This is a genomic window from Nocardia sp. NPDC127579, from assembly GCF_042672005.1.
Classification (GTDB): domain Bacteria; phylum Actinomycetota; class Actinomycetes; order Mycobacteriales; family Mycobacteriaceae; genus Nocardia.
The window spans coordinates 1-19,123 of the sequence record NZ_JBHXVZ010000001.1 but is presented as its reverse complement, the minus strand read 5'-3'; the positions used below and the strand labels follow the sequence as shown (position 1 = coordinate 19,123).

Annotated in this window: 20 protein-coding genes; 17 read left to right on the top strand and 3 right to left on the bottom strand. The window is 66.2% G+C overall.

Annotated features, from left to right (window positions below; genetic code table 11):
* Positions 1–511 precede the first annotated feature (511 nt).
* The 16 genes from rpmE (at position 512) to ACFVMC_RS00025 (ending at position 14,610) form a co-directional block, all read left to right on the top strand.
* Complete coding sequence (gene rpmE, locus ACFVMC_RS00100; protein ID WP_379205575.1) at positions 512–742, top strand: 50S ribosomal protein L31; 231 nt, start codon at positions 512–514, stop codon at positions 740–742.
* 246 nt (positions 743–988) lie between these two features.
* A complete protein-coding gene (gene prfA, locus ACFVMC_RS00095) occupies positions 989–2,056 on the top strand; it encodes a peptide chain release factor 1 (RefSeq protein WP_379205574.1) in 1,068 nt (355 codons plus the stop codon).
* A gap of 542 nt (positions 2,057–2,598) precedes the next feature.
* Entirely contained in the window at positions 2,599–3,477 is an 879-nt protein-coding gene (gene prmC / locus ACFVMC_RS00090) for a peptide chain release factor N(5)-glutamine methyltransferase (protein WP_379205573.1), read from the top strand.
* Positions 3,478–3,730: 253 nt separating this feature from the next.
* Positions 3,731–4,396 (top strand): L-threonylcarbamoyladenylate synthase, encoded by a 666-nt coding sequence (locus tag ACFVMC_RS00085; RefSeq protein WP_379205572.1) that lies wholly within the window; start codon positions 3,731–3,733, stop codon positions 4,394–4,396.
* 4 nt (positions 4,397–4,400) lie between these two features.
* Entirely contained in the window at positions 4,401–5,546 is a 1,146-nt protein-coding gene (locus tag ACFVMC_RS00080) for an MraY family glycosyltransferase (protein WP_379205571.1), read from the top strand.
* 10 nt (positions 5,547–5,556) lie between these two features.
* A complete protein-coding gene (locus ACFVMC_RS00075; RefSeq protein WP_379205570.1) occupies positions 5,557–6,006 on the top strand; it encodes a hypothetical protein in 450 nt (149 codons plus the stop codon).
* 269 nt (positions 6,007–6,275) lie between these two features.
* The gene (atpB, locus tag ACFVMC_RS00070) at positions 6,276–7,106 is read left to right on the top strand and encodes a F0F1 ATP synthase subunit A (RefSeq protein ID WP_379205569.1); all 831 of its coding nucleotides are present in this window, start codon (positions 6,276–6,278) and stop codon (positions 7,104–7,106) included.
* A gap of 71 nt (positions 7,107–7,177) precedes the next feature.
* On the top strand, positions 7,178–7,426 hold the full coding sequence (locus tag ACFVMC_RS00065) for an ATP synthase F0 subunit C (RefSeq protein WP_379205568.1): 249 nt from the start codon (positions 7,178–7,180) through the stop codon (positions 7,424–7,426).
* A 5-nt stretch (positions 7,427–7,431) separates the two neighbouring features.
* Entirely contained in the window at positions 7,432–7,992 is a 561-nt protein-coding gene (locus tag ACFVMC_RS00060; RefSeq protein WP_379205567.1) for a F0F1 ATP synthase subunit B, read from the top strand.
* Positions 7,993–8,011: 19 nt separating this feature from the next.
* On the top strand, positions 8,012–8,821 hold the full coding sequence (locus ACFVMC_RS00055) for a F0F1 ATP synthase subunit delta (RefSeq protein WP_379205566.1): 810 nt from the start codon (positions 8,012–8,014) through the stop codon (positions 8,819–8,821).
* 57 nt (positions 8,822–8,878) lie between these two features.
* Complete coding sequence (gene atpA, locus ACFVMC_RS00050; protein WP_379205565.1) at positions 8,879–10,519, top strand: F0F1 ATP synthase subunit alpha; 1,641 nt, start codon at positions 8,879–8,881, stop codon at positions 10,517–10,519.
* Positions 10,520–10,572: 53 nt separating this feature from the next.
* Positions 10,573–11,544 (top strand): F0F1 ATP synthase subunit gamma, encoded by a 972-nt coding sequence (locus tag ACFVMC_RS00045; protein ID WP_379205564.1) that lies wholly within the window; start codon positions 10,573–10,575, stop codon positions 11,542–11,544.
* A gap of 24 nt (positions 11,545–11,568) precedes the next feature.
* Positions 11,569–13,017 carry a F0F1 ATP synthase subunit beta gene (gene atpD, locus ACFVMC_RS00040; RefSeq protein WP_379205563.1) on the top strand — a complete coding sequence of 483 codons (1,449 nt, stop codon included), beginning with the start codon at positions 11,569–11,571 and terminating at the stop codon, positions 13,015–13,017.
* Between the two features lie 6 nt (positions 13,018–13,023).
* Positions 13,024–13,401: a F0F1 ATP synthase subunit epsilon gene (locus ACFVMC_RS00035; RefSeq protein ID WP_379205562.1), complete on the top strand. Its 378-nt coding sequence runs from the start codon at positions 13,024–13,026 to the stop codon at positions 13,399–13,401.
* A gap of 191 nt (positions 13,402–13,592) precedes the next feature.
* Positions 13,593–14,015, top strand: coding sequence for a DUF2550 domain-containing protein (locus ACFVMC_RS00030; protein ID WP_379205561.1), 423 nt, complete (start codon positions 13,593–13,595; stop codon positions 14,013–14,015).
* Between the two features lie 22 nt (positions 14,016–14,037).
* Positions 14,038–14,610 (top strand): cob(I)yrinic acid a,c-diamide adenosyltransferase, encoded by a 573-nt coding sequence (locus ACFVMC_RS00025; RefSeq protein WP_379205560.1) that lies wholly within the window; start codon positions 14,038–14,040, stop codon positions 14,608–14,610.
* Between the two features lie 59 nt (positions 14,611–14,669).
* Here ACFVMC_RS00025 and ACFVMC_RS00020 read toward each other — a convergent pair whose 3' ends face one another.
* The 3 genes from ACFVMC_RS00020 to ACFVMC_RS00010 form a co-directional block, all read right to left on the bottom strand.
* Positions 14,670–15,041: a group 1 truncated hemoglobin gene (locus tag ACFVMC_RS00020; RefSeq protein WP_379205559.1), complete on the bottom strand. Its 372-nt coding sequence runs from the start codon at positions 15,039–15,041 to the stop codon at positions 14,670–14,672.
* 95 nt (positions 15,042–15,136) lie between these two features.
* The gene (locus ACFVMC_RS00015) at positions 15,137–15,955 is read right to left on the bottom strand and encodes a DivIVA domain-containing protein (protein ID WP_379205558.1); all 819 of its coding nucleotides are present in this window, start codon (positions 15,953–15,955) and stop codon (positions 15,137–15,139) included.
* Positions 15,946–17,145: an FAD-binding oxidoreductase gene (locus ACFVMC_RS00010; RefSeq protein WP_379205557.1), complete on the bottom strand. Its 1,200-nt coding sequence runs from the start codon at positions 17,143–17,145 to the stop codon at positions 15,946–15,948. The genes ACFVMC_RS00015 and ACFVMC_RS00010 overlap by 10 nt, the downstream gene beginning before the upstream one ends.
* 415 nt (positions 17,146–17,560) lie before the next feature.
* Here ACFVMC_RS00010 and murA point away from each other — a divergent pair, with 415 nt between their 5' ends.
* Entirely contained in the window at positions 17,561–18,841 is a 1,281-nt protein-coding gene (gene murA / locus ACFVMC_RS00005; RefSeq protein ID WP_379205556.1) for a UDP-N-acetylglucosamine 1-carboxyvinyltransferase, read from the top strand.
* Positions 18,842–19,123: the final 282 nt, after the last annotated feature.

The window sequence follows — 19,123 nt, the reverse complement described above, 5'->3', positions numbered from 1 at the left end:
CCTCCTCTGTCATAGGGCACGCCGGTGTGCTTGTCTTCCAGGTCCCCAAACTCTATGAACAGACGTGTTCGCATTCTTGAGTAGCGAACTACCCGTCTTAGGCTCCCGCACGAGGGCTCGGAATGCGTGCCCGCACTTTCTGGGGCGGTGACATGGCGGCGCGGGCGCCGCGGGTTTGCGGCCCCGTGTGTCTCGCATCCGAGCGGTCGAGACTCGCGCTGCGCGCATCGCTTCGACCGCTCGGATGCGAGACGGCCGCAAACGGTCGGTCGTAAGACTCCCTCCGGGCGGGGCTGGGGCGAGACTCCCTCCGGGCGGGGCTGGGGCGGGCGCGAATGTGCTGGTGTGCCGGTGGGAACAAATTGGGGATGGGGGGCGTTTTGGCAGCATAACGGCGGTTCTGGCATACTGAATCGCTGTGCGTCTGCCCATCGGCAGACAATCCCGCCTAGTCGGCTCCGGTTCACGCTCCTGTGCGGGCGACCCGGCGGCCAATCTCGAAAGGACACCCATGAAGGCAGGAATCCACCCGACCTACGTCGACACCACCGTCGTCTGCGGTTGCGGTAACACCTTCCAGACTCGCTCCACCAAGGAGTCCGGACACATCACCGTCGAGGTCTGCTCGCAGTGCCACCCGTTCTACACCGGCAAGCAGAAGATCCTCGACACCGGCGGCCGCGTGGCCCGCTTCGAGGCTCGCTACGGCAAGCGTGCGGGCAAGAAGGCCGACGCCTCCTAGCTTCCCCGTCGACGCCCGGTTCTGCTCCGCAGACCGGGCGTCGGTGCATTTCCGGCAGGTGAACACCCGATAGGCATGAATCGGCCCGTTCGGAGGGAGTCTTACGACCGACCCGTTCGCGGCCGTCTCGCATCCGAGTAGCCGAAGCGTATGCGCGTCAGCGCGAGTCTCGGCTGCTCGGATGCGAGACACCAGGGGCCGCGAACACGCGGTGCCGCAGGCGCCGCAAAATGAGAAGGAAGCACTATGACGCAGCCGTCCGCGATCGACGACATTCTGGCCGAATACCACGGCCTGGAGACGCAGTTGGCCGATCCGTCGCTGCACAACGACGCGGGTGCCGCGCGCCGGGTCGGAAAGCGATTCGCCGAGCTGGCTCCGGTGATGTCCACCTACAACAAACTGAAGACCGCGCACGAGGATCTCGAAGTCGCCCAGGAGCTCGCGGCCGACGATCCGGCGTTCGCGGCCGAGATTCCCGAACTGATGCGCCGGACCGAGGAGCTGGAGGCGGCGCTGGCCGACCTGCTCGCCCCGCGCGATCCGCACGACGGCGACGACGTGGTGCTCGAGGTCAAGTCCGGTGAGGGCGGCGAGGAATCCGCGCTGTTCGCCTCCGATCTGGCCCGCATGTACATCCGCTACGCCGAACGGCACGGCTGGAAGGTGGAGGTGCTCGATGCCACCATCTCTGACCTGGGCGGATACAAGGAAGCCACGCTCTCGATCAAAAGTAAGGACGCCGCCCGCGACGGCGTCTGGTCGCGGTTCAAATTCGAGGGTGGCGTGCACCGGGTGCAGCGTGTGCCGGTGACCGAATCACAGGGTCGCATCCATACCTCGGCTGCGGGCGTGCTCATCTACCCGGAACCCGACGAGGTCGAAGCGGTGCAGATCGACGAAACCGATCTGCGCATCGACGTCTACCGCTCCTCCGGCAAGGGCGGCCAGGGCGTCAACACCACCGACTCCGCCGTGCGGATCACCCACCTGCCCTCCGGCATCGTCGTCACCTGCCAGAACGAGCGCTCCCAGTTGCAGAACAAGGCCCGCGCCATGCAGGTGCTGGCCGCGCGATTGCAGGCGCTGGCCGAAGAACAGGCCGAGCAGGAAGCCGCGGCGGGCCGGGCCAGCCAGATCCGCACGGTCGACCGCTCCGAGCGGATCCGCACCTACAACTTCCCGGAGAACCGGATCGCCGACCACCGCATCGGCTTCAAGGCGCATAACCTGGACGCGGTACTCGACGGGGATATGGACGCGCTGCTGGATGCGCTGGGTAAAGCGGACCGCGAAGCCCGCATGACGGAGTAATCGGGACTTGCCTCGCTGCGCTCGGCGTTCGTCCTGAGGTGGGGCGGGCGACCTGTGGTGACCAAGACGTTCGGGTGAGGCTCGAACAGGGTCGGGCGAGTACGAAAAGAAGGAGTTGATGGGCACGGTGGGAAGTGTCGGCTTGCGGTTGGGCAGCAGCGGACGCGGGCCTGGCGCGCTGAGAGTTGGGTTGTGCGGCACGGGTGGTGACGCCGGGCTGTTCGGGATGGATGGTTATGGCCGCGCGCGGCTGGCTGGTGGGCGCGCCCTTGTCGGCCAGGGGGTACAGGTTATGAACGCGCCGGGGCCGGACTTGCGTTCAGCGATCGACGGAGCTGCGGAGATGCTGCGGGTGGCGGCGGTGCGAGGCGATGCTGAGCTGCCTACCTTGCCGGTTGCGGGGGACTCGGTATGGGTGCGTCGCGGATGCCGTTGCTTCCAGCGATCAGAGCGGCTGCGGAGGTGCTGCGGGTGACGGGTGTGCAGGCGGCGCGCGGCGATGCTGAGTTACCAGCGGTCGCGCTGGCTATCGAGGTGTCGGTATGAGTGCGTCGCGGGTGCCCTTGCTTCCGGCCATCAGTCAGGCTGCGGAGGTGCTGCGGGAAGCGGGGGTGCATAGTCCGCGGGCCGATGCTGAACAGCTTGCGGCGCATCTGCTCGGGGTGGAGCGGACGCGGTTGGTGCTGGCGCCGTTGCTCGAACCCGAGCAGCTTGCCGCGTATCGGGCTCTTGTCGAGCGGCGCGCTGGGCACATTCCGCTACAGCATCTGACCGGGGTGGCGGCTATGGGCGCGATCGATCTTGCAGTCGGTCCAGGGGTTTTTGTGCCGCGGCCGGAGACCGAGCTGCTGTTCGCGTGGGGGCTGGGGTACCTGGAGACCTTGCCGCACGATCATCGGCCGGTCGTTATCGATCTGTGTGCGGGGTCGGGGGCGTTGGCGTTGGCGCTGGCCAACGCTCGGCCGGATGCCGAAGTCCATGCTGTCGAGCTCGATCCGGAGGCGCTGGTCTGGACTCGTCGCAATGCCGAAGCGCGTGCCGCCGAGGGGGACACACCGATCACCGTGCACGCCGCGGATGTCACCGATCCGGGCCTGCTCGCCGAGTTCAGCGGCCGCGTCGACTTGGTTGTCGCCAACCCGCCGTACATACCGGAGGGTGCGTCGTTGGACCCCGAAGTGGCAGACCATGATCCGCACCGCGCCCTGTTCGCGGGACCGGACGGCCTGGATGTCATCCGCCCGATGCTTCCCGTCATCTCCCGTTTGCTCCGTCCGGCCGGCGGTGTGGGAATCGAGCACGACGACACCAACGGCGACGCCACCGCCGCCCTGCTGACGGCATCCGCGGCTTTCACCGCCGTCACCGAGCACCTCGACCTCGCCGAGAAACCGCGCTTCGTCACCGCCACCCGCGTCTGAACCGCAGGCCGGGATGATCGCCTGGGTGGCATCCGCGCGCTGCCCCCCGAAGTTCGCACCTGGCCGCCCCGCCTCGGCGTGACGATCGAGCACGACGCTGTCAACGCCACCGGTGTGGCCAGTCCTGCTGTGCCGAGCGAGCTGGCCTGTCGCGTGCTCGGCGATGTGAGATCTGTGCACGGTGAGCGGTGTGGCGGGCGAGACACCCGGCGCGACAGATTCGTGAAAATCGCCCTGTGACAGGATGGGCGCCGTGAGTACCGTCTACGACTGCGCGGATCCCGACTCGCGCGCCGCCGGACTGTCCGCAGCGACGAGCGCTCTGAAGTCCGGACGACTGGTGGTCCTGCCTACCGACACGCTGTACGGCCTGGCCGCCGACGCCTTCGACTCGACCGCGGTGAATTCACTGCTCGCGGCCAAGCGGCGCGGGCGGGACATGCCGGTCCCGGTGCTGGTCGGCTCCTGGCACACCATCGACGGCCTGGTGTTCTCGGTGCGCCCGCAGGCCCGCGAGCTGATCCGTGCCTTCTGGCCGGGTGGACTGAGTCTTGTTGTGCAGCAAGCGCCTTCGCTGGCGTGGGATCTGGGTGACACCCGCGGCACGGTCATGCTGCGGATGCCGCTGCACCCGGTCGCGCTGGAATTGCTGCGCGAGGTGGGCCCGCTCGCGGTGTCCAGCGCCAATGTCTCCGGGCAGGCCCCGGCAAAAACCGCCGCCGAGGCGCGCGAGCAGCTCGGTTCGCTGGTCGGGGTGTACCTCGACGGTGGCCCAGCCGAGCACGCTGTCGCCTCCACGATCATCGACCTGACCGCCGATCAGCCCCGGATCCTGCGCGAGGGTGCGGTGCCGGTGGCCGAAATCGCCGAGGTCCTCGGGATGAAGCCGGACGAACTCACCAGTCCCGCTGCCCGGTGATCGGATGAACTCTGTTGTGCCGCTGCGCGAGCTGTTGCTCGTGCTGCTCGTCTCGGCGACGGTCACCTTTCTGGCCACCGGTGGTGTCCGGACGCTCGCCATCGCATTCGGTGCGGTGGCGGTGCCCCGGGACCGTGACGTGCACGTCAAGCCGATCCCGCGCATGGGCGGTGTCGGCATGTATATCGGCCTGGTCGCGGCCGTGCTCTTCGCGCACCAATTACCCGCACTGCGTCGCGGATTCGACTATGCGCCCGATATTCCGGCGGTGCTGGTGGCGGCGACGCTCATCGTGGTCGTCGGTATCGTGGACGATCGCTGGGGCCTGGACGCGCTGACCAAGTTCGCCGGTCAGGTGACCGCTGCGGGCGTGATGGCGGTAATGGGCCTGAGTTGGTTCACTATTTACAACGTATTCACCAATACGACAGTGGTGCTGGACGCGCTGCAAGGCGGTCTGGTCACCGTCGGCGTGACGGTGACACTGGTGAATGCGATGAACTTCGTCGACGGCCTCGACGGCCTGGCCGCAGGACTCGGATTGATTTGCGCCAGTGCTGTTTTCGTGTTTGCTGTCGGGTTGATGAACGAGCAGGACGGCTCGGTCAACACCTACCCGCCGGCGATGCTGGCCGCTGCCATGGCGGGTGCGTGCCTCGGATTTCTGCCGCACAATTTCTCGCCGGCTCGAATTTTCATGGGTGACTCCGGCTCTATGTTGATCGGCTTGGTGCTGGCCGCGGTGTCGACCAGTGCTTCCGGACGTATTCCGATGACCGGTTTCGGTACACGCGACATCGTCGGTCTGCTTTCGCCGCTGCTCCTGGTCGGTGCGGTGATGTTCATTCCGGTGCTGGATCTGGTCCTCGCGATCGTGCGCCGGGTGCGCGCGGGAGTGAGTTTTTCGACTCCGGACAAAATGCACCTGCATCACCGTTTGTTGCAGATCGGACATTCGCACCGGCGCGTGGTGCTGCTTATCTATTTGTGGGTCGGCGTGCTCGCCTTCGGCGCGGTCGGCAGTTCGCTGATGGACCGCACTGTGGTCGTTCTGGTGATGGCTGCCGGATTGCTGTTCGCTTTGGTTGTGACCGCTGTTCCGGTGCTGCACCGCAGCGGGGCCGCCGCCGACCAGCTGCCGCCCGGGTAAAGTTTCGATCGTGACTTTCACACCGAATCCCATCCCCGGTCCCGACGCTCCGCTGAAGTCGGCGCTGCGTTACGGCCTCATCGGGTTGGCCGTCCTGGTCGTGCTGGCCGTCGCGATCGGTACCGCGACGGCCGGTCTGCCCGGCCTGTGGGGTGCGCTGATCGGGGCCGCGATCGGCGGCGGATTCATCCTGACCACGGCGGCGGTGGTGCTGTTCGGCGCCAAGCTGCCGCCGAGCACCGCGGGCCTGATCATCCTGGTCAGCTGGGTCGGGAAGCTGCTCGTGGTGCTGCTGGTGGTGGCCGTGCTGCAGCAGTTCGACTTCTACAACCGGATGGCTTTGTTCCTCACCGTGGTGGGCGCGCTGCTCATTGTTCTTGGGGCCGAGACGTACGGTGTTCTGCGCCAAAAGGTTCCGTACGTGACCACTCCGGCGGGCGACTCCGATACTGGGGAGTAGGAAAAACTCTCACCCCCCTACACAGCGTCGTAGATAACTTGGTAAAGTGTTGGTAAGCAAGCACCCAAGGCAGGGGGGGTCAGCATGATCCCGCCAAGTGCCGCTATGCTTACTGCCGTACCGGGCCCGAGGGCTTCGGTTCTGCATGTCGACGATGTCGCCGACACACGTACAGACGCCACGGCGGGTTTGCCGCTCAGCTGCTGACGAACTTCGAGCCGACCTAGTCGACCCAAATTGATCGTCAATGTCCGATCGAACCGCGGGATATGACCGTACCCGCGGCCCGAACACGGGAGAGAACGCTGAGCGTCACCACTTTGGCGGCGGGCGAGTTCCACGCGCCTTCGCTAGATGACTTCTTCCCTGAAGCTGTGCTGTTCGAGGGAACGTTCTTCGAACTCGATCGCTTGATGCTCGTACGCATCTTGATGACCGCACTGCTACTGGGCTTCATGCTGCTGGCATTCCGCAGCCCGAGGATCGTTCCGCGCGGCCTCCAGAACGTCGCCGAATACGGCTTGCTCTTCGTGAAGGAGCAGATTTGCGACGAGGTCCTCGGTAAGGAATCCGGTCGCAAGTTCTTCCCGCTGATCGCGACGATCTTCTTCACGGTTCTCTTTCTGAACTTCTCCGGCGTCATTCCGGGTCTGAACATCTCGTCGAACGCCCGCATCGGCATGCCGCTGGTACTGGCCGTACTCGCCTACCTGACGTTCAACTACGTGGGTATCAAGAAGTACGGCTTCCTGAAGTACATGCGCAGCAGCATCGTGGTTCCGAATGTTCCGCCCGCGCTGCATGTGCTGCTGATCCCGATCGAGTTCATCTCGACCTTCGTGCTCCGGCCGTTCACCCTGACCGTCCGACTCATGGCGAACATGCTGGCGGGCCACATCATGCTGGTCCTGTTCTTCAGCGCGACGCAGTTCTTCCTCTTCGACGCCGCGGCGTGGATGAAGATCTTCTCGCCGTTCTCGCTGCTGGCCGGCCTCGGATTCACGCTGTTCGAACTGCTGGTGGTCTTCCTGCAGGCGTATGTGTTCGCCCTGCTGACCGCCGTCTACATCGGGCTCGCGCAGCACGCAGATTCTCACTGACCGACAACTAACGACTGGATACCTGCTCACCGCCGACCGGCGGTGTGCAACAGAAAGGGAATGGAAGACTCATGAGCCTCGCGTACCTGGCCCAGGAAGCCGCCACCACCGGCGAGAAGATCAAGGGCTACGGCGCCATCGGCTACGGCCTGGCTGCCATCGGCCCCGGCATCGGCGTCGGCATCGTGGTCGGTAAGGCCATCGAGGGCATCGCCCGTCAGCCCGAGCTCCAGGGCACGATCCGGACCAACATGTTCCTCGGTATCGCGTTCACCGAGGCGCTGGCCCTGATCGGTCTCGTCGCCGGCTTCATCTTCTGATTGCCATGACCGGCATGACTGTGCTCGCGGAAGCTGCGGGGGAGGAACGCAACCCCCTCATTCCCGAGCTGTATGACATCTTTTGGTCGGCAGTCTGCCTGCTCGTCATCGGCATCGTCTTCTACAAGTACGTCGTCCCCCGCCTGATGAAGGTGCTGGACGAGCGTGCCGAGAAGATCGAGGGCGGCATCGCCCGCGCCGAGGTCGCGCAGGAAGAGGCCCAGCAGACGCTCGAGCAGTACAAGCAGCAGCTGGCCGACGCTCGCCTGGAGGCGGCGCGCATCCGTGAGGAAGCCCGCACCCAGGGGCAGGACATCCTGGCGCAGATGCGCTCGGAGGCCCAGGCCGAGAGCGATCGCATCGTGGCCGCCGGCCACAGCCAGCTGGAAGCCCAGCGCCAGCAGATCCAGAACGAGCTGCGTTCCGAAGTCGGCCGTACGGCCGTCGACCTGGCCGAGAAGGTTATCGGGCAGTCGGTTTCGGACGAAGCCAAGCAGGCGGCCTCGATCGAACGGTTCCTGACCGAACTCGATCAGTCGAATGCCGGCATCGGGGTCGGAAGGTAACGACGCGAAAGTGAGAAGCATGTACGCAGCGAGCCGCGAGGCAAGCGCCCGGTCCCGGGAAGCGCTTCGGGCGGCCCTGACCGGAAGCGACAGCGTTGCCGCCACAACGGGCTCCGAGCTGTTCGCCGTTGTCGCCGTGCTGGACGAACAGCGTTCGCTGCGTGTTGCGCTCGCGGACGTGTCGGTGCCTGGTTCGGCGCGCGCCGAGCTGAGCGAGCGGGTCTTCGGCGGCAAGGTCAGTCCTGCCACACAGGCAGTACTGACCACCGCCGTGGCCCAGGACTGGTCCCGCACCGCCGACCTGGTCGACACCCTGGTGCTGCTCGGTCAGGAGGCGCTGCTGGCGTCGGCCGCCGACAGCGGCAAGCTCGGCACGGTGGAGGACGAGCTGTTCCGGCTCGGCCGGATCATCGACGACAGCCCCGAACTGGAGCAGGCACTGTCGGATCGCGCCAAGCCGGCCCAGGCCAAGCGCGACCTGATCGCCCGGCTGCTGAACGGCAAGGCCTCCGACATCACGGTCGCCCTCGCCGAACAGGCCGTCGCCCGGCAGAAGACCAGCATCGGTGACGCGTTCGACGCGTTGTCCGACTTGGCGGCCGCCCGGCGCGAACAGGTTGTCGCGCATGTGCAGTCCGCGATCGACCTGACCCAGGAGCAGCGGGACCGGCTGGCCGGATCCCTGCAGCGCATCTACGGCAAAGCGGTCGCGGTGCACGTCGAGGTCGAACCGAGTCTGCTGAGCGGGCTGGTCGTCCGCGTCGGCGACGACGTGATCGACGGCAGCGCCATCGGCCGACTGGAGCGGCTGCGCCGCGAGCTGGCCTAGCCCAGCGGCGCCCCACCACCCGACATTCGAGACCCACACAGCGAGAGCAGGAAGAACATGGCGGAGCTGACGATCTCCTCCGACGAGATCCGTAGCGCGATCGAGAGCTACACCCAGAGCTACACCCCCGAGACCTCCATCGAAGAAATCGGTGTGGTCACCGACACCAGCGACGGCATCGCGCACGTCTCCGGCCTGCCCTCGGCGATGGCCAACGAGCTGCTCGAGTTCCCGGGCGGCGTGCTCGGCGTGGCGCTGAACCTCGAGGACCGTGAGATCGGTGCGGTCATCCTCGGCGAGTTCGCCGAGATCGAAGAGGGCCAGGAAGTCAAGCGCACCGGTGACGTGCTCTCGGTTCCGGTCGGCGACAAGTTCCTCGGCCGCGTGGTCAACCCGCTCGGTCAGCCGATCGACGGCCTCGGCGACATCGAAGCCGAGGAGCGTCGCGTGCTGGAGCTGCAGGCCGCGACCGTGCTGGAGCGCCAGCCGGTCGAGGAGCCGATGGCCACCGGCATCACCGCCATCGACGCCCTGACCGCCATCGGCCGCGGCCAGCGTCAGCTGGTCATCGGCGACCGCAAGACCGGCAAGACCGCGGTCTGCATCGACGCCATCCTGAACCAGAAGGCGAACTGGGACTCCGGCGATCCGTCGAAGCAGATGCGCTGCATCTACGTCGCGATCGGCCAGAAGGGTTCCACCATCGCGGGTGTCAAGGCCGCGCTGGAGGAGCACGGCGCGATGGAGTACACCACCATCGTCGCGGCCCCGGCCTCCGACTCCGCCGGCTTCAAGTGGCTGGCCCCCTACACCGGCTCGGCCATCGGCCAGCACTGGATGTACCAGGGCAAGCACGTCCTGATCGTGTTCGACGACCTGACCAAGCAGGCCGAGGCCTACCGCGCCATCTCGCTGCTGCTGCGTCGCCCGCCGGGCCGCGAGGCGTACCCGGGTGACGTCTTCTACCTGCACTCGCGTCTGCTCGAGCGTTGCGCCAAGCTGTCCGACGAGATGGGCGCCGGCTCGATGACCGGTCTGCCGATCATCGAGACCAAGGCCGGTGACGTCTCGGCGTTCATCCCGACCAACGTCATCTCCATCACCGACGGCCAGGTCTTCCTCGAGTCCGACCTGTTCAACAAGGGTGTCCGCCCGGCGATCAACGTCGGTACCTCGGTCTCCCGTGTCGGTGGCGCCGCCCAGACCAAGGCCATGAAGAAGGTCGCCGGTTCGCTGCGTCTGGAGCTGGCCCAGTTCCGTGAGCTGGAGGCGTTCTCCGCCTTCGCCTCCGACCTGGATGCCGCCTCGAAGGCGCAGCTCGAGCGTGGCGCCCGCTGGGTCGAGCTGCTCAAGCAGGACCAGTACTCGCCGGTTTCGGTCGAGGACCAGGTCGTCTCGATCTTCCTGGTGGACAAGGGCTACTACGACTCGGTTCCGGTCGGCGACATCCGCCGCTTCAACCGCGAGCTGCTCGAGGACCTGCACCGCAACGTGCAGGGCGCGATCGACTCGCTGCAGGGTGGCGCCAAGCCGCTCGACAGCGAGAACGCCGATGCGATCACCTCGGCCACCGACAAGTTCAAGCAGGGCTTCCTCGCCTCCGACGGCAGCCGTGTGGTGAACGAGGCGGCGGCCGGTGAGCTGGACCACGAAGAGGTCGAGCAGCTGTCGGTCACCCGCAAGCACGTCGAGAAGTAAGCCGGACGAGCTGATGCGCTATTCGGAACTGGCGAATGAAGGGAGGGTGACCAATGGCAAGCTTGCGTGAATTGCGCTCCCGCATTCGCAGTGTGAATTCGACCAAGAAGATCACCAAGGCCCAGGAGCTGATCGCGACCTCGCGAATCACCAAGGCTCAGGCCCGGGTGGCGGCCGCCAAGCCGTACGCCGAGGAGATCACCAAGGCGCTGGCCGAGCTGGCGAGCGCGTCGAAGAACCTGGCCCATCCGCTGCTGACCGAGCGGGACAACCCGCGCCGGGCAGCGGTTCTGGTGATCAGCAGTGACCGCGGCATGTGCGGTGGCTACAACTCGAACGTGTTCCGGCGCGCCGAAGAGCTGATGACCACCCTGCGTAACGAGGGCAAGGAACCGGTGCTGTACGTGATGGGCAACAAGGGCCTCACGTACTACACCTTCCGCAACCGCCGTCCGATGGCGTCGTGGACCGGGTTCTCCCAGCAGCCGAACTACACCGATGCCTCGGCCGCCTGCAACCACCTGGTCGAGGCGTTCATGGCGGGCTCGGAGGCCACGGTCGCCGCGCCGAACGGTGAGGGTGAGATCGCGGGTGTGGACGAACTGCATGTCGTCTACACGCGGTTCGTGTCCATGCTGACGCAGACCCCGGAGGTGCGCCGCCTGGCGCCGATCCAGGTCAGCTTCGTCGACGAGAACTTCGACATGGGCGAGGACTCGTTCAGCGATTCGGCCACGGCCGAGCCGCAGGCGCAGTACGAATTCGAGCCCGACGCCGATGTGCTGCTGGCGGCCCTGCTGCCGAAGTACGTCAATACGCGTATCTACGCGTCGTTGCTCGAGGCAGCGGCATCCGAGTCCGCGGCTCGGCGCACCGCAATGAAGGCGGCCACCGATAACGCCAACGAGCTCGCCAGCGTGCTTCAGCGCGAGGCGAACTCGGTGCGTCAGGCCCAGATCACGCAGGAAATCAGCGAAATCGTCGGCGGCGTCAACGCGCTGGCGTCTAGCTCGGACCGCGACTAGAAGCGCAGGAAGAGAACCAATCTAATGACCGCAGCTGTCACTCAGGACAACGCGAGCAAGGCGGGCGCAACCGCCGGTCGCGTCGTCCGTGTCATCGGCCCCGTCGTGGACGTCGAGTTCCCGCGTGGCGCCATCCCCGAGCTGTTCAACGCTCTGCACGCCGACATCGCCCTGAAGTCGGTGGCCAAGACCCTGACCCTCGAGGTCGCCCAGCACCTCGGCGACAACATCGTGCGCACCATCTCGATGCAGCCGACCGACGGCCTGGTCCGTGGCGCCACCGTCACCGACACCGGTAAGCCGATCTCGGTGCCGGTCGGTGACATCGTCAAGGGCCACGTGTTCAACGCCCTCGGCGACTGCCTGGACACCCCGGGCCTGGGCCGCGACGGCGAGAACTGGGGCATCCACCGCAAGCCGCCGAGCTTCGACCAGCTCGAGGGCAAGACCGAGATCCTCGAGACCGGCGTCAAGGTGCTCGACCTGCTGACCCCGTACGTGAAGGGCGGCAAGATCGGTCTGTTCGGTGGTGCCGGTGTCGGCAAGACCGTGCTGATCCAGGAGATGATCACCCGTATCGCGCGTGAGTTCTCCGGCACCTCGGTGTTCGCCGGTGTCGGTGAGCGCACCCGTGAGGGCACCGACCTGCGCCTGGAAATGGAAGAGATGGGCGTCCTCCCGGACACCGCCCTGGTCTTCGGTCAGATGGACGAGCCGCCGGGCACGCGTATGCGCGTCGCCCTCTCGGCCCTGACCATGGCCGAGTACTTCCGCGACGTGCAGCACCAGGACGTGCTGCTGTTCATCGACAACATCTTCCGTTTCACCCAGGCCGGTTCCGAGGTCTCGACCCTGCTGGGTCGTATGCCTTCGGCCGTGGGTTACCAGCCGACGCTGGCGGACGAGATGGGTGAGCTCCAGGAGCGCATCACCTCGACCCGTGGCCGTTCGATCACCTCGCTGCAGGCGATCTACGTCCCCGCCGACGACTACACCGACCCGGCGCCGGCGACCACCTTCGCCCACCTGGACGCGACGACCGAGCTTTCCCGCCCGATCTCGCAGAAGGGCATCTACCCGGCTGTCGACCCGCTGACCTCGACCTCTCGTATCCTCGAGGCTTCGATCGTCGGCGACCGGCACTTCGCGGTGGCCAACGAGGTCAAGCGGATCCTGCAGAAGTACAAGGAACTGCAGGACATCATCGCCATCCTCGGTATGGACGAGCTTTCCGAGGAGGACAAGGTCCTCGTCGGCCGCGCCCGTCGCCTGGAGAAGTTCCTGGGTCAGAACTTCATCGTGGCCGAGAAGTTCACCGGTCAGCCGGGTTCGGTCGTGCCGTTGGAGCAGACCATCGACGACTTCGATCGGGTCTGCAAGGGCGAGTTCGATCACTTCCCGGAGCAGGCGTTCAACTCCTGCGGTGGTCTCGACGACGTCGAGGCGGCCGCGAAGAAGATCGCCGGGAAGTAGTCCACCATGGCGGAGATGACAGTTGATCTCGTCGCTGTCGAGCGCAAGCTCTGGTCCGGCCAGGCTTCGTTCGTCAGCGCGCAGACCACCGAGGGCCAGATCGGCATCATGCCGGGCCACGAGCCGCTGCTCGGCCAGCTGGTCGAGGGCGGCACCGTGACCATCGTCCCGGTCGAGGGTGAGCGGATCGTCGCGGCGGTGCACGGCGGGTTCTTCTCCGTCACGGCCAACACGGTGCGCGTGCTGGCCGAGTCGGCGGAGTTTGCCGGTGAGGTCGATGTGGACGCGGCCCGCAAGGTGCTCGCCGATGCCGAGGCCTCCGAGGAGGATCGGACGGTGGCCCAAGCCCAGGTGCGCGCGGTCGAAGCGCTCGCCGGGCACTGAGCACCGGATCCACAATTCCATAGGCTTGTCGGCGGCGAAGGTTATCTTCGCCGCCGACAATGCTTTTCAGGCCGGTCAGGGTAACCCACTGGTCGGCCGTTTGTAGACTCGTGTTTGAATATCGCAACGGATGGGTAACGGCGGCCGCTCGTGGTCACCGGGCGAAAGGACGAACTGCATTGCAGACCGGGATGGTTGTTCTGATCACCCTGGTAGTGCTGCTGGTCGTGCTGGCCTTGATATCCACCTATCGCCTGATCATGCTGCGTCGCGGCGGCACCGCCGCACTGCTGCGGGTGCTGCCCGCGAGCGGTGGTCAGGGCTGGCGGCACGGCCTGATCCGCTACGACGAGGATCGCCTCGTCTTCTACAAGCTCACCAGCCTGAAGTTGGGCCCGGATTCGGTGATCCGCCGGCAGGGTATCGATATCGGGGAGCGTCGCGGTCCGGTCGGGGACGAATACGACATCATGACCGACGAAATCATCGTCACCGGCGTCTCGGACAATCATGGCGGCTACGAGATCGCGCTCGATCGCGGTGCGCGTGCCGCGTTCCTGTCCTGGGTGGAATCGCGGCCGTCGGACCGCACCCGCCGTCTGGGCGGACACTGATCCGGCTACTACGCTGGATGCCGTGAACGTGCACCTGACGCGGATCTATACGCGCACCGGCGATGACGGGACCACCGGTCTCAGCGATTTCTCCCGGGTCTCCAAGAACGATCCCCGGCTCGCCGCCTATGCCGATTGCGATGAGACGAATGCCGCGATCGGTGTGGCTGTCGCGCTGGGCGATCCCGAGCCCGCCGTGCTGAGCGTGCTGCGGCAGGTGCAGAACGACCTGTTCGACGCGGGCGCGGATCTGTCCACGCCGGTGGTGGCCGCGCCCAAGTATCCGCCGCTGCGCATCACCCAGGACTATATCGATCGCCTGGAGGGCTGGTGTGATGAGTTCAATGCCGAACTGGCGCCGTTGAATTCGTTCATTCTGCCCGGTGGTACGCCGCTGGCCGCGCTGTTGCACACCGCACGGACGGTCGCCCGGCGGGCCGAACGTTCGGCGTGGGCCGCGCTGGACGCTCATCCCGACGACACCAATCCGCTGCCCGCGCGCTATCTGAATCGCCTGTCGGATCTGTTGTTCATTCTGAGCCGGGTCACCAATCCGGGCGGGGATGTGCTCTGGCAGCCCGGTGGGGGGAAGTAGAAACGTCGAAGGCCCCTTGATCCGCTCGGATCAAGGGGCCTTTCGTTGTCCGGTGAACTTCAGCCGCGGACGCCGGCGCTGACGATGTCGCTGGACAGCGGCGCGATGGCGGCGATGATCTGCTCGACGGTGTCATCCGGCACCCCGGCCCCGCTGAGCGCCGCGATCAGATGCCCGGCGACCAGGTCGAAGTGCCGCTGTTCGATGCCGCGACCCTGGTGCACGTCCCGCATCGGAGCGCCGGTGTAGGCGTCGGGTCCGCCGAGGGCGGCGCAGAAGAATTCGGCCTGCATGCCCTTGAGCCGGGACATGTTCACGCCGGTGAAGAATCCGGCCAGCTCGTCGTCGGCGAGCACCCGGACGTAGAAATCGTCGACGACGGCGGCGACTGCTTCGCCCCCACCGATCCGGTCATAAATGGAATCCGCCATTGCAGGCTTCCCCTTCTCAATTGTCGTGATCGTTCGAATCTTGACCACGAATCCAATTGCACTGTAGCGCAATAGATTTGGATTCTCAGCGCCGATCAGTGGCCGAAGTCCTCGCCGCTGGTCAGCTGGGCCTGGCTCCAGTACGAGACCGACGGGGTCGGCTTGTCCACGATCTCGGCCGGCTTCGCGATCTCGGCCTGCACCGGCCGAGCGGTCGCCTTCTGCTGCCCGGCCTCGGGCCCCCCGAGCTTGTCGATCTCGCTGAACAGCGCCTCGACGATCGTGTGCATCTGCTTCTGCGCGATCTGCGCGTAGGTGCGGATGTACTCGATCTCCGCGGGCGCGGGTTCGGGTACGTCCTTCGGCACGCTGGTCAGCGAGGCGATCCCGTCGGCGGCCTGGGCCGCGGACTCCTGCGCCTGGCGCAGGATGTCGGCGTACTGCTGGCGGGCCGCCGCGACGAGTTCGCGCGCGTAGATCTCGGCCTCGGCCACGGTCGACTCCGCCGACAGCTGCGCCTGGCTGAGCATGTTCACCGCGCGGATGTTCACCCCGAGCAGGTCGTGCTGGGCTTCTTCGCGCAGCTGATGGTTTTCCCGGCGCACCGCCGCGAGATCGGCACGCAGTTGTTCCACGGTGAAGGTGTCCGTCGGCGCCGCCGAGGACTTGTACATCGCGAGCTGCCGTTCCAGATCGGCGACCCGGGAGGCGAGGTAGTCGTTGTCCGACAGCAGCGATTTGTCGCCGCTGAGTTCCAGCTGCTGGGTAAGACGTTTGTTGGTGGCATTGAGCCGCGAGACCTCGCGGGCGACCCGCTCCAGGAACTCCTCGACCTGGTTCTCGTCGTATCCCCGCCTGCCGAGCGCGGACCTCTTGAACTTCGCCTTCTCGATTTCGCGTGGCTTCAGCGCCATGTGGTCACCTCGGGTCTATCGGCACTGGGCACTGCCAGGGCATCGGCCGCTGCGGGTTCCGGCTCCGCGACCAAGTCGAACTGTTCGAATCGGAGGGCCGAGCGCGGCATCCCCACCGCGGTCAACTCGGCGGTGACGTGCTCGACCATCGGAGTGGAGCCGCACACCAGCGCGTTGTAGCCCTGCCAGTGGTGGGTCTGGGCGGCGACGGCACCGACCATGCCCTTCGCGCCGGGATAGGTCGGATCCTCGGAGACGACGGGGGTGTAGCGGAACCACGGCCGGGTATCGGCCATCTCCGTGAGGAAGTGGTGCTCGTAGAGATTCCACTGGGTCCGAACACCGTGGAAGAGATGCACATTGGTGGTGCGGCCGGTGGCGCGCCAGTCCGCGTCGAGCTGTTCGATCACCGCGCTCATCGGGGCCAGGCCGGTGCCGCCGGCGATCATCAGCACATCGCCGCGCAACTCCTCGGTCAGGGTGAGCGCCGTGCCGAGCGGCGCGCCGAGCCGGATGGTGTCGCCGGGCCGGGTCTCGCGGGCCAGCGCCGCGCTGACCTGCCCACCCGCGACGATCTGGACGTTGAGGTCGATGGTGCCGTCTTCGCGCGGCGCGTTCGCGGGGGTGTAGTAGCGCCAGAGTTTCGGCCGCTGCGGGATTTCCACGGCCATCGACTGACCGGCCACATACGGGTACGGCTCGGTCGGGCGAATTCGCAGCACCGCGACATCGATGCTGCGGCGATCGGTGCCGATGACCTCGGCTTCCCACCAGGCGGGGGAGGTTGCCTCGTCGTCCTCGGCCGCGATGACCATCAGTTTGGCGACGATGCCGTAGGCCTCGGCCCAGTCCGCGGCCAAGGTGTCGGTCCACGCGGCGCCGAGGAAGTACTGGAGGGTCGCGAGCAGCGAGGCGCCCGCGGCCGGATAGTGATCGGCGACGACCTCGAATTTGCGGTGGTCGCGGCCGAGCTGCTGCACGAAGCTGGGGTCGGCGCCGATCTTGTCGACATTGCTGACGATGCGCCCGAGCGCGGCGAAGAATTTGCCGCGTTGCGCCGACATCGATACCGGGAACATGGCGCGGACATCGGGGTGGGCCATGAACAGATGTGAGTAGAAGTACAAGACCGCTTCGTCGCCGACCTTCTCGACGTCGCGCCAGCTCGCTTGGAGTGCGGGGATGTCCATGGCGGGTCAGCAGGCGGTGCGGGGGAGAGCGCCGGGCGGTACAGCGGGGCCCGGTATGCCGGTGATCAACGGAGAAATCCTCGATCCTGTGGTGACGGTAGGGTTTTCGAGCCCAGCCGACACCAGGGTGGGCGCGACGCGCCGCGGGTTGGTCTGTCGACAATGGGCGAACTGACTGGCAAGTAGCGTAGTCGAAACGAACGCCCACCGCAGAACGAGCGGATACGCGCGAGCATCGCGGCGACCGGCGTTCGAGCGAGCGCATTCCACGCAAACCGCTCAGTCGTGCACCGGGTTCGCGTACACACGCGTATGCGGGTGCGGGGGTGGATAAGCTAGCCCCCGTGAGTGAGCGAAGCGAGGGAAGCATCGGCACAGCGCTCCCGGGCACGCCGGGACCTAGCGAGGTCATGGCGTGAGCGAGCGGTTTCTGGTCACCGGGGGCAATCGACTCGTCGGCGAGGTCTCGGTGGGCGGCGCGAAGAACAGCGTTCTCAAGCTGATGGCCGCCGCTCTCCTGGCGGAGGGCACATCGACCATCACGAACTGCCCGGACATCCTCGATGTGCCGTTGATGGCGGACGTACTGCGCGGTCTCGGTTGCGAGGTCACTATTACCGATGAGACGCCGGGCGATCGCTCGGTCGTCACCATCACCACTCCGGCCGAGCCGAAATATCACGCCGACTTCCCGGCGGTCACCCAATTCCGCGCCTCGGTCTGCGTGCTCGGCCCGCTCATGGCTCGGTGCAAGCGCGCCGTGGTCGCGCTGCCCGGCGGTGACGCCATCGGCTCCCGCCCACTCGACATGCACCAGACCGGTCTGCGCCTGCTCGGGGCGACCAGTGAGATCGAGCACGGCTGCGTCGTGGCCCAGGCCGACCAGTTGCAGGGCGCGCCCATTCGGCTCGACTTCCCGTCGGTCGGCGCGACCGAGAACATCCTCATGGCGGCCGTGCTCGCCGAGGGGGAGACCGTGATCGACAACGCGGCACGCGAACCCGACATCGTCGACCTCTGCAACATGCTGGTGCGCATGGGCGCGCGGATCAGCGGCGCGGGCACGTCGGTGCTCACCATTCAGGGCGTGAAGACGTTGAAGCCGACCGACCATCGGGTTATCGGCGACCGTATCGTCGCCGCGACCTGGGGTATCGCCGCGTCCATGACGATGGGCGATGTGAAGGTCACCGGCGTGAACCCGAAGCATCTGTCCCTGGTGCTGGACAAGCTGCGCTCGGCCGGCGCGCGAATCTGGTTCGAGGTGGACGGTTTTCGGGTCGTTCAGCAGGAGCGGCCGCGTGCGGTCAACTTCTCCACGCTGCCGTTCCCGGGTTTCCCGACCGACCTGCAGCCCATGGCCATCGGTTTGGCGGCGATCGCCGACGGCACCTCGATGATCACCGAGAACATCTTCGAGGCGCGCTTCCGTTTCGTAGAGGAGATGATTCGGCTGGGTGCCGACGCGCGGACCGACGGGCATCACGCTGTGGTGCGCGGTATTCCGCGGTTGTCCAGCGCGCCGGTCTGGTCGTCGGATATTCGCGCCGGTGCCGGTCTGGTGCTCGCGGGGCTGTGCGCCGACGGTGTCACCGAGGTGCACGATGTCTTCCACATCGACCGCGGCTACCCGAACTTCGTGGAGAAGTTGCAGGCGCTCGGCGGACAGGTGGAACGGGTCGGAGCCGCGAATTAGCCTGTTGACCAGGCGATTTGACATTGATCATCGCGCCACGTAACTTTTATCCAGTCAGAGCGACACGGACACCAACCCGGTGCTGAGGCGGACACGCCGAGCGAGGGACACGAGGTCGGACGAGGAGCGCCTGACGATCACACTAGTTCGACCAAGACCTCGGATTTGGATCCGGATGACTGGTTGGGCTAAGCTATTCAAGTTGCCTCACTGAAACCCCGAGAGATCGAGTGGCGGATGTGTGTGCGTGTGTTCTTTGAGAACTCAATAGTGTGTCGATGA